General features: G+C 67.9%; 7 protein-coding genes. 2 read left to right on the top strand and 5 right to left on the bottom strand.

The features are described from left to right. Nucleotides 1–348 (top strand): hypothetical protein (locus AGI3411_RS30555; RefSeq protein ID WP_208748214.1); only part of this gene is annotated, 348 nt, incomplete at its 5' end. A gap of 27 nt (nt 349–375) precedes the next feature. Next, the gene (locus tag AGI3411_RS29900; protein ID WP_129530921.1) at nt 376–921 is read left to right on the top strand and encodes a MarR family winged helix-turn-helix transcriptional regulator; all 546 of its coding nucleotides are present in this window, start codon (nt 376–378) and stop codon (nt 919–921) included. Between the two features lie 14 nt (nt 922–935). Here AGI3411_RS29900 and AGI3411_RS29895 read toward each other — a convergent pair whose 3' ends face one another. From AGI3411_RS29895 to AGI3411_RS29875, 5 genes are all read right to left on the bottom strand, one after another. Beyond that, nucleotides 936–2,633, bottom strand: a complete 1,698-nt coding sequence (locus tag AGI3411_RS29895) for an ABC transporter ATP-binding protein (RefSeq protein WP_129530920.1) — start codon at nt 2,631–2,633, stop codon at nt 936–938. Continuing rightward, nucleotides 2,630–4,132, bottom strand: coding sequence for an ABC transporter permease (locus AGI3411_RS29890; RefSeq protein WP_129530919.1), 1,503 nt, complete (start codon nt 4,130–4,132; stop codon nt 2,630–2,632). Before AGI3411_RS29890 ends, AGI3411_RS29895 begins: the two co-directional genes overlap by 4 nt. A gap of 5 nt (nt 4,133–4,137) precedes the next feature. Beyond that, nucleotides 4,138–5,115, bottom strand: a complete 978-nt coding sequence (locus AGI3411_RS29885) for an ABC transporter permease (RefSeq protein ID WP_129530918.1) — start codon at nt 5,113–5,115, stop codon at nt 4,138–4,140. Further along, complete coding sequence (locus tag AGI3411_RS29880) at nt 5,112–7,349, bottom strand: ABC transporter substrate-binding protein (RefSeq protein WP_129530917.1); 2,238 nt, start codon at nt 7,347–7,349, stop codon at nt 5,112–5,114. The genes AGI3411_RS29885 and AGI3411_RS29880 overlap by 4 nt, the downstream gene beginning before the upstream one ends. A gap of 88 nt (nt 7,350–7,437) precedes the next feature. Beyond that, a complete protein-coding gene (locus AGI3411_RS29875) occupies nt 7,438–8,100 on the bottom strand; it encodes a thermonuclease family protein (RefSeq protein WP_244240489.1) in 663 nt (220 codons plus the stop codon). Nucleotides 8,101–8,722: the final 622 nt, after the last annotated feature.

The raw sequence follows: 8,722 nt of genomic DNA, 5'->3' as shown, positions 1-8,722 counted from the left end.
GGTGGCGCCGCGGGCGGTGGCCTGCTGGGCGGCCTGCTTGGCGGCGTAACGGGCGGCAGCGCTGGTGGATCGGCGGGCGGCGCGGCCAATGGCGGGCTGCTCGGCGGCCTCGTGGGCGGCCTGGCCGGTGGCGTATCGGTGAATGCAAGCACGGGCGCCGCTGCGGGAGCCGGCGCCAGCGCGGGTGCTGGCGCCAGTGGCGGGACAACGGCGGGCGCGGGCAACGGCGGACTGCTGGGCGGATTGCTGGGCGGCGTCACAGGAGGCCTGACGGGCGGCACCACGGGAGGCGCCGCCAACGGCGGCCTCGTGGGCGGCCTGCTGGGCGGCCTCTCGGCCAAGAAGTGATCCCCCCATCTGCCAGGGAGCGAAACCATGCTGCAACAAGAGACTCATCTGCACCACGAGCATGTGACTGTGATGCCCGATATGCGCGGAAACGACTTGCGTCCGGGGATACTGGAGGACATGGCCTTGATGCTGGGCAGGCAGTTTGCCGTCTACAACTCGGCGTGCCAATCCGCGCTGGCCGAAAAACTGGGCATCCCCCTGGCGGACCTGAAAGCGCTGGAATTGGTCATGGAGTTCGATGCCCTGCCGACCGGGCAGCTCGCCCAGTTGATGGGCATCAGCTCCGGCGGCGCGACGGCGCTGATCAACCGGCTCGAGGCGGCCGGCTACGTGCAGCGCGGCCGCCACCCCCTGGATCGCCGCATGATCGTCATCCGGCCCGTCGAGGAACCGTGCCAGCAGCTGTTGCAGGAACGGCAATGGATCTCCGAGGCGGTCGTGACGACGGCGCGCCGGTACGACGCCTCGGAGCTGGAAACGATGCACACCTACCTGGCGCAGTGCGTACGCGCCCTGCGGCACGACACGCTCGTGTGGCTGGACGCCCGCAGCGCGCACCCCGCCCTCTGAGGGCGCCGCGCGGATCAGGCGGCGCCCGGCGGGCCGAACTGCAGGCGCGGCACGGCCGCCAGCAGCCTGCGCGTCATGTCCTGGCGCGGCGCATGCAGCACCGCGTCAGCCTGCCCCAGTTCGATGATGCGCCCGCCCTCCATGACGGCGATGCGGTCCGCCAGGTATTCGACCACGCCGAAATTGTGCGTAATGAACAGGTAGGCGATGCCCAGCTCGTCCTGCAGTTCGCGCAGCAGGTCCAGTATTTGGGCCTGCACCGACACGTCCAGCGCGGATGTGGGTTCGTCGCAGATCAGCACTTTCGGTTCCACGGCCAGCGCCCGCGCGATCGCGATGCGCTGGCGCTGGCCGCCCGAGAATTCGTGCGGATACCGGGCCAGGGTGTTGGCCGGCAGGCCGACCCGTTCGACCAGGCCCGCCGCCCGTTCGGCCCGCGCCTCTTTGCTCATGCCGCGCCGCAGGGAAGCCAGGCCTTCGTCGAGGATGTCTCCCACCCGCATGCGCGGATCGAGCGAGGCGTAGGGATCCTGGAAAACGATCTGGATGTCCTGCCTCAGGCGCTGCAGCTTGCGGTGGTCGGCGGATAGCAGGTCTTGTCCGAGCAGCATGGCGCGGCCCGATATGCGCGCGCCGTCGATCAGCCGCAGCAGCGCCTTGCCGGTGGTGGTCTTGCCGCAGCCGGACTCTCCCAGCAGGGCCAGGGTCTCGCCCGCCTTCAGGGTGAACGTCACCCCGTCGGCGGCCTTGACCCAGGACACGATACGGCGCAGCGGGCCCTGGCGCACGGGGTAATGGACTTTCAGGTCTTGCACGTCGAGCACCACGCCGCCATCGCGCGCGGCCTGGCCCGCGGCGCGGCGCCCGCTGGCGCGAGCCTTGGCCTCGCGGCCCGGCTCCGTCAAGGGAACTCCGCGTTTTTCGAACGTGGGGATGGCTTCGAACAACTGCCGCGCATAGGGATGCCTGGGCGCGCGGAAGAACGTCTCGGCGTCGGCGCTTTCGACGATCTCGCCGCCGCGCATCAGCGCCACATGATGGGCCACGTTCTTCACGACCGCGAGGTCATGCGTGATCAGCAGCACGGCCATGCCCATTTCGCGCTGGATGTCGGCCAGCAGGTCCAGCACCTGAGCCTGCACGGTGACGTCCAGCGCCGTGGTCGGTTCGTCGGCGATCAGCAGCAGCGGCTCGGCCGCAAGCGCGATGGCGATCATGACGCGCTGCTTCTGCCCACCGGAGAACTGGAACGGATAATCGTCGACGCGCCGCTCGGGCTCGGGGATGCCCACCCGCCGCAGCCAGTCGATGGCGCGCTCGCGCGCCGCCGCGCCGCGCAGGGAGGTATGCGCGACCAGGGTTTCGATGATCTGGTCGCCCACGCGCATGACCGGGTTCAGGCTGGTGGACGGCTCCTGGAAGATGATGCCGATGCGGCCGCCGCGCACGCCGCGCATCGCGCTTTCCGGCAAGCGGTTCAGGTCCTCGCCGTCCAGGTCGATCTGCCCGCCCACGATGCTTCCGGCGTCCGGCAGCAAGCGCAGCAGCGCCAGCGCCGTCATGCTCTTGCCGCAACCGGATTCGCCGACCAGCGCGAACGTCTGCCGCCGGGCGATGGCCAGCTGCAGGCGCTTGACCGCATGCGTCATGCCGCTTTCGCCGGCGATGTCCACGTCCAGGCCGCGAACCTCCAGCAAAGGAGTCTGGTTCATGGCGTGTCTCCCGGCCTGGATTGACGGGTATCCGCGGCCAGCGCAGGCCTGGCGCCACGGCCGAACAGGCCATGGCGGGCGATGCCGCCGGGCTTGTAGCGGCGCGTGCGCGGATCGAACGCATCGCGCACGGCGTCAGCGAACAGGTTGGCCGCCAGCACCAGCGCCAACATGAAGAGAAAGGCGGTCATCAGATTCCACCAGATCATGGGATCGCGGGACATTTCAAGCCGTGCGCCATCGATCATGGAGCCGAAGGAGTTCATGCTGGGATCCACGCCGATGCCGAGGTAGGACAGCACGGCTTCGTACAGGACCAGGCCCGAGAATTCCAGCACCATGGTGATCAGGACCAGGTGCGCGACATTCGGCAGCAGGTGGCGCGTCATGATGCGCCAGTGCGACACGCCGAACGCCCGCGCCGCCTGCACGTATTCCAGTTCGCGCAGCTTCAGCGTTTCCGCGCGCAGCAGGCGGCACAGCCCGGCCCAACCCGTGAACCCCAGGATCATGCAGAGCAGGAACAGGCGCAGATCCGCGCGCGCGGCGGAGGTGTCGAACAGGTCGGAGTGGTTGTCGATATAGACCTGCATCATCAGCGCGCAGGCCGCCACCAGCAGCACGCCGGGAATGGAGGTGATAGTGGTGTAGAGGTATTGGATGGCGTCGTCGACCTTGCCCTTGAAATAGCCGGCGGCGATGCCGAAGACGATCGCCGGAGGCAGCATGGCGATCGTGGTGAGGCTGCCGATCACGAGCGCCGTGCGGATGCTCTTGAGCGCCTGCCACAGCACGTCGTTGCCGATGCGGTCGGTGCCAAGCGCATGGTAGCCGCTGGACATCCCGGCCAGGGCGCCGACGGTCAGGCAGAGCAGCGTGAAGGTGAGCGCCATGGCGGTCCATGGCACGCCCGACGGGCCGACCGGCATACCTTCTTCGGCCCGCCGGCCGCGCCGCGCAAGGCAGGTGAACAGGATCGCGACCACGGCCAGCGACACGGCCAGCCCGCCCCCCAGGCCCAGCCCGAGCCGCGTGAGGACGTCTGCCCAGCGGCCCTTGTCGGGGTCTTCCAGGTGGATGCCCGCGCCGCGCAGCCGGGGAAAGTCGCGCACCGGCTTGCCGTCGACGACCATGGTTTCCTTGGTGAACTGGCGCACCGCCAAGGGCTCGGAATAGGTTTTCTCCGGGCGGGTCAGCACGGTGCCCTTGAGCAGTCCGTCGAGCGCCGACTGGACCGCTGGCGCATAGACCGGCGCGGCATCGGCCGCCGCCCCCGGCGCCGGGGGAAGCAGGGGCCGGTAATGCACCGAATCGAGCAGGCCGATCGTGACGAAGGCGGAGAGGACCACGGCCGAACACATGGCCGGCGTATCGCGGGCGACGCGCGCCCACGTGGCGCGCAGGTTGGGGCTGCGGCGCACGCGCCACGCGTAGGCCGCGGCGCCCAGCGCCATGAGCCACAGCGCGATATCGGTCCAGAGGAAGACGAACTTGGGCATGTCGGCTACTCGAATCTGACGCGGGGATCGGCCAGCGTGTAGGAAATGTCGGCCAGGATCAGCCCGACGATATAAAGCGCCGCGCCGAGGAACACCATGGCCCGCACGATCGAGAAGTCCTGTGCGTTGATCGCGTCGATGGTGTAGCTGCCCAGGCCGGGTATGCCGAAGAAGGATTCCGCGATCAGGCTGCCCATGAACAGGAGCGGCAAGGCGGCCACCGTGCTGGTCAGGATGGGCAGCATGGCATTGCGCAGCACGTGCCGGAACAGCACCACGCGCTCGGCCAGGCCCTTGGAACGGGCGGTACGCACGTAGTCCTTGCCGATTTCTTCCAGGAACAGGGTGCGATAGAAGCGCGCCTCCGGCCCCAGCCGCGACACAATGGCCACCAGCACCGGCAGCGCCAGGAACTTGACTGCGTCCAGCCCGCCGGAGAAGCCCGAGAACGGCACCAGCCGCAGCAGCTTCGCGAAGACCCATTGGCCCGCGATGATGTAGAACAGGCTGGAAATGGACAGCAGCAGCACGCAGAGCACGACGCCCCAGAAATCGAGCCGCGTGGCCCGGAAATACACGAGCGTCAGGGAAAAGACGATGCTGACGAAGAGCCCGAGGATAAAGGTGGGCACCGCCAGGGCCAGGCTGGGCCCCATGCGCGTCTGGATCTCGCGGCCGATGTCGCGGCCGCCGTCGGAGGCGCCGAAGTCCATGGCCAGCAGCGGCACGGAACGCTGATAGAACACCGTGTCGGTCAGCCGGGCGGCGCCCTGCGCCTGGCCATTGAAGAACAGCGGCTTGTCGTAGCCGCGCTCGGCCTTCCATTTTTCCACCGCTTCCTGGCTGACGCGCTGGCCGCCGATCGCCAGCCGCGCCATGTCATCGGGCGTGTTCACCGCGAAGAACAGGATGAAGGTGAAGAGGTTCACGCCGAGCAGGATCAGCACGCCGTACAACAACCGGCGGATCACGTAGCCGATCATGATTGATGCTCCTTGCCGACGCGCGGCACAAATGCCGTCTGGCGTTCACGCCGTTTCAGCGCCACCCAGGAAGGCCAGATCGCCAGCGCCAGCAACAATAGGAAGACGCCGATGGGCCACCATCTCGGGTAGTTCCATTCGTCGATTTTCTGCTGCCGCAGCGCCGGGTCGATCTTCATGTACTGGAGCGTGTTGCGCACCATCTGGGTCGGTTTCGCGTTGCCCACCCATTGCTGGTAGGCGCCTCCCGACATCGGGAAAAAGCCGAACATCCAGGGCGCGTCGCGCTGCACGATGGCCACCATTCTGGCGATCAACTGCTCCTTCTCGGGGCCGTCGTCCAGGAACTTCAGCTGCTCGAAAAGGCGGTCGTATTCGGGGCTGGCGTAGTTGGCGGCATTTTCGCCGCCGCCCTTGGCCTTGGCGTTGGGGCCGTACAGCAGGAACAGGAAGTTCTCGGCGTCGGGGTAATCGGCGTTCCAGCCCCACAGGAAGATCTGGGCGGAACCGCGCATCATCTTGTCCTGGAAGCGGTTGTAGTCGGTAGCGCGCACATCCAGCTGGACGCCGATCTTGGAAAGCTGCCGGCGCATCCAGTCGAATTGCGGATTGGAGCCGCCGCCCGACATCGAGTCGTAATACAGCACCAGCGGCGCGCCCGTCTTGGCGTTGCGCCCGTCGGGGTAGCCCGCCTCGGCCAGCAGGCGCTTGGCGACGTCCACGGACTTGCGCACGGGCTTGCCGTCCACCAGGTCGTAGACCACCGGGTTCACGCCTTCGGGAGGATCGCGGTAGCCCAGCACGCCCGGCGGCACCGGACCGTAGGCGACGGATGCCTGGCTGTTTTCGAACACCGCGACGTATTCTTCCCAGTCGAACGCGATGCTGATGGCCTGGCGCAGCTTGCGGTTCTTTTCCTGCTGGTCAGGCGTATCGCCCTTGCCCACCACCGGATCCAGCCAGTTGAAACCCATGTACCAGTTGGCGGTCTCGACCGTGGTGGGCAGCTTGATGCCGTGCTCGCGGTATAGCTGCGCCTTGTCCTGGCTGTCGCCCGCGGCGACCAGCATCGCGACGCCATACTCGCCGCGCTCGATCTGCGGCATGTCGTAGTAGCCCTGAATGAACTTTCCGGTGAGAGGGATGGCTTCCTTTTCGACGCTGAATTCCGCGCGGTCGATGAAAGGCGTGGGCTTGCCGCAATCCGCCAGCAGGCCCGCAGCCTTGTCGCCAGGCTCTCCTTCGCAGGGATAGGGTTCGCCGTGGTAGTTGGGGTTGCGGCCCAGCACGTGGCGGCGATTCTGCAGGGACTCCACCAGCATGTACGGGCCGGTGCCCACGGGCCAGGTATTGAACGACAGATCGTGCGCCGACATGCCGGGCTGGCTGTAGAAGCGGTCGGCCTCCCAGGGGATGGGCGCCGTGAAGGTCATGGCCAGCCAGTACTTGAACTGCGGGTACTTGCCGTTGACGCGGATGCGCAGCGTCTGCGGGTCAAGCGCCTGCACGCCGGTAAAGCCGTCAGGCTCGCGCAAGTCCAGCCAGGGCGGCGCGCCCGCGCCGCCCGGCACATCGCTGCGCAGCGCCTGGTCCCGCTGGCGCAGGCGTTCGCCGTATTCCTTCAGGCCCGCAATGTGCTCGGCCATCAGGGAGGAGATCGGCGACACCACGCGCGGGCTGGCCAGCCGCCGGATGGCGTAGACGTAGTCGTCGGCCGTGAGTTCGCGCGTGCCGGTGCGAGGGAAATCGGGAATGTAGTACTTGCCGTCCAGCTCGCCCGGCGCCAGCGGATAGTAGTCGTAGCTGCCGTCGGCCTTGCGGGCGAACGCCGGATGGGGCGCGAACCGCGAACCGGGCCGGAGCTTGATTTCGTAGACGCTCTGCGCGATCTGCTCGCCCGGCGTGTCGGCGGGCAGCGTGTTGCCCTGGGCGTCGAGGTAGACCGGCGGGTCGATCGATGCCGCCGCGCGCGGTACCAGTTCGTACGGACGCTTCAGATAGTGGTAACCGTAGAGCGTCTCGTAAATATTGTATGTATAGGGAGTTTCATCGCCGGAATAGGAGCTGGCCGGGTCCAGGTACTTCGGGGAGCGTTTGACGAAAGCGGAATACAGCGTGTTCTGGGCTTCGGCGCCGGACGGATAAGGACTGTTGATGGGGCTTTCCCGTGAGCAGCCCGTCAACGCCAGCAACAGCAGCATGGCCGTCGCCCAGAGCCGCTTCAATGCACGCATGGAAACCTTCCCTTCGAATCGTTGCGACAGAGGATAGCAAACACGGGGCCGGGCCAATACCCTGGCATCCCCTACGGCCGGCCGGGAATCAGCCGCATTGGCGCTGCCGCCAGCAGTCGTATCGCCACTTCCAGGGTTGCATGGCGCCTTGCTGCGCCCACAGGCCGCGGCCGGCGGCCTTGGCCTGGCGTTGCAGGTCCGGCATGGCCTTGTCGCGCAGGTAGTCGCCCCGCCGCGCGGTATAGGCCCAGGCGTAGCCGGCCTCCACCTGCGCGCGGTTGGCGGAACGGCCGTCTTCCAGGATCACCGCGCACACGTCGCGGCCATACTGGTCCTGCTCGTAGCATTGGGCGGTGAGCGTCTTGCCCGCGACCAGCCCCGCCAGGTGCTTGCGCGAGGCCTCGGCATAGGGTTGCCCGGGCTGCTCGGCGCCGTGGCCTTCCTCGGGCGCGTCAATGCTGTCCATGCGGATCTTGCGCTGGCCGTCCGGCGCGCGCAGGGTGACGGTATCGCCATCGGCGACGTTGACGATCATGCCCGTCAGCGTATAGCTGCCTTGGGGTATGCCGCCGGCCAGGGCCGTACCCGGCCGGCCCTGGGCCGGGGTCTGGCTCTGGGCCGGAGGAGCAGGACGCTGCCCTTCCCGCCCCGAAGGCTGCAGCCAATTGACAATGGCGCCCGCCGCCGCAAGGATCAAGGCGACGATCAGGGCAGTCAGCTTGCTGCCACCAAAAGAGGGTTTGCCACGCACCGCCGGGCTCCAGGTAGGAAAACGCTCGCAGTGTGCCATAAGAAGAAGGGGGGAGCCCCCACGCTGCGCACGCTTTGCGTGCTTGCTGCCCCCCGAGGGGGCGGTCCCTCCTTGGGGCGGCCCGACGGAGGGACGAGCCCCCACGCTGCGCACGCTTTGCGTGCTTGCTGCCCCCAAGGGGGCGGTCCCTCCTTGGGGCGGCCCGACGGAGGGATGAGCCCCCACGCTGCGCACGCCCGTGCAATCGCTGACCCGCGTATCCCGGGCCCCCGACGTGGCTGGCGGCCCGGGAATCGAGCCCGGTGTCAGACACCCGGGGGCACTGGCCTCAATTCGTGTGGGTGTCTCGTACGGGTGTCAGACACCTGGATATCCACGCTGCGCACGGCCTCAGCCGCAAGACACTGCGTAAGCCCCAAAAGGCCGCCCGCGCGGCCGGCCTGGGGCGGGCGACGCAAGATCGTCCGCGGCCAAACCGTCGCCGGCTAAAACCCAAGCACACCAACCGCCCCGGCGGCCGAGGAATCAACGCCGCCCGAGCCGGGCGCGGCGGGGGACTGGGATGCGCGGGGCGTCGATAAGCCCGAGGGAATCCGAAGGCAGTCGCCGCAGGCGACAACGA

The sequence above is a fragment of the Achromobacter agilis genome (genome assembly GCF_900496965.1).
In the GTDB taxonomy this organism is placed as follows: Bacteria; Pseudomonadota; Gammaproteobacteria; order Burkholderiales; family Burkholderiaceae_B; genus Achromobacter; species Achromobacter agilis.
The sequence above is the reverse complement of the archived record's forward strand: the minus strand, read 5'-3'. Positions and strand labels throughout refer to the sequence as shown.

Coding starts and splice junctions, on each gene's coding strand:
- AGI3411_RS29885 (WP_129530918.1), bottom strand. CDS start 5,115: ATGATCGGCTACGTGATCCGCCGGTTGTTGTACGGCGTGCTGATCCTG.
- AGI3411_RS29880 (WP_129530917.1), bottom strand. CDS start 7,349: ATGCGTGCATTGAAGCGGCTCTGGGCGACGGCCATGCTGCTGTTGCTG.
- AGI3411_RS29900 (WP_129530921.1), top strand. CDS start 376: ATGCTGCAACAAGAGACTCATCTGCACCACGAGCATGTGACTGTGATG.
- AGI3411_RS29890 (WP_129530919.1), bottom strand. CDS start 4,132: ATGCCCAAGTTCGTCTTCCTCTGGACCGATATCGCGCTGTGGCTCATG.
- AGI3411_RS29895 (WP_129530920.1), bottom strand. CDS start 2,633: ATGAACCAGACTCCTTTGCTGGAGGTTCGCGGCCTGGACGTGGACATC.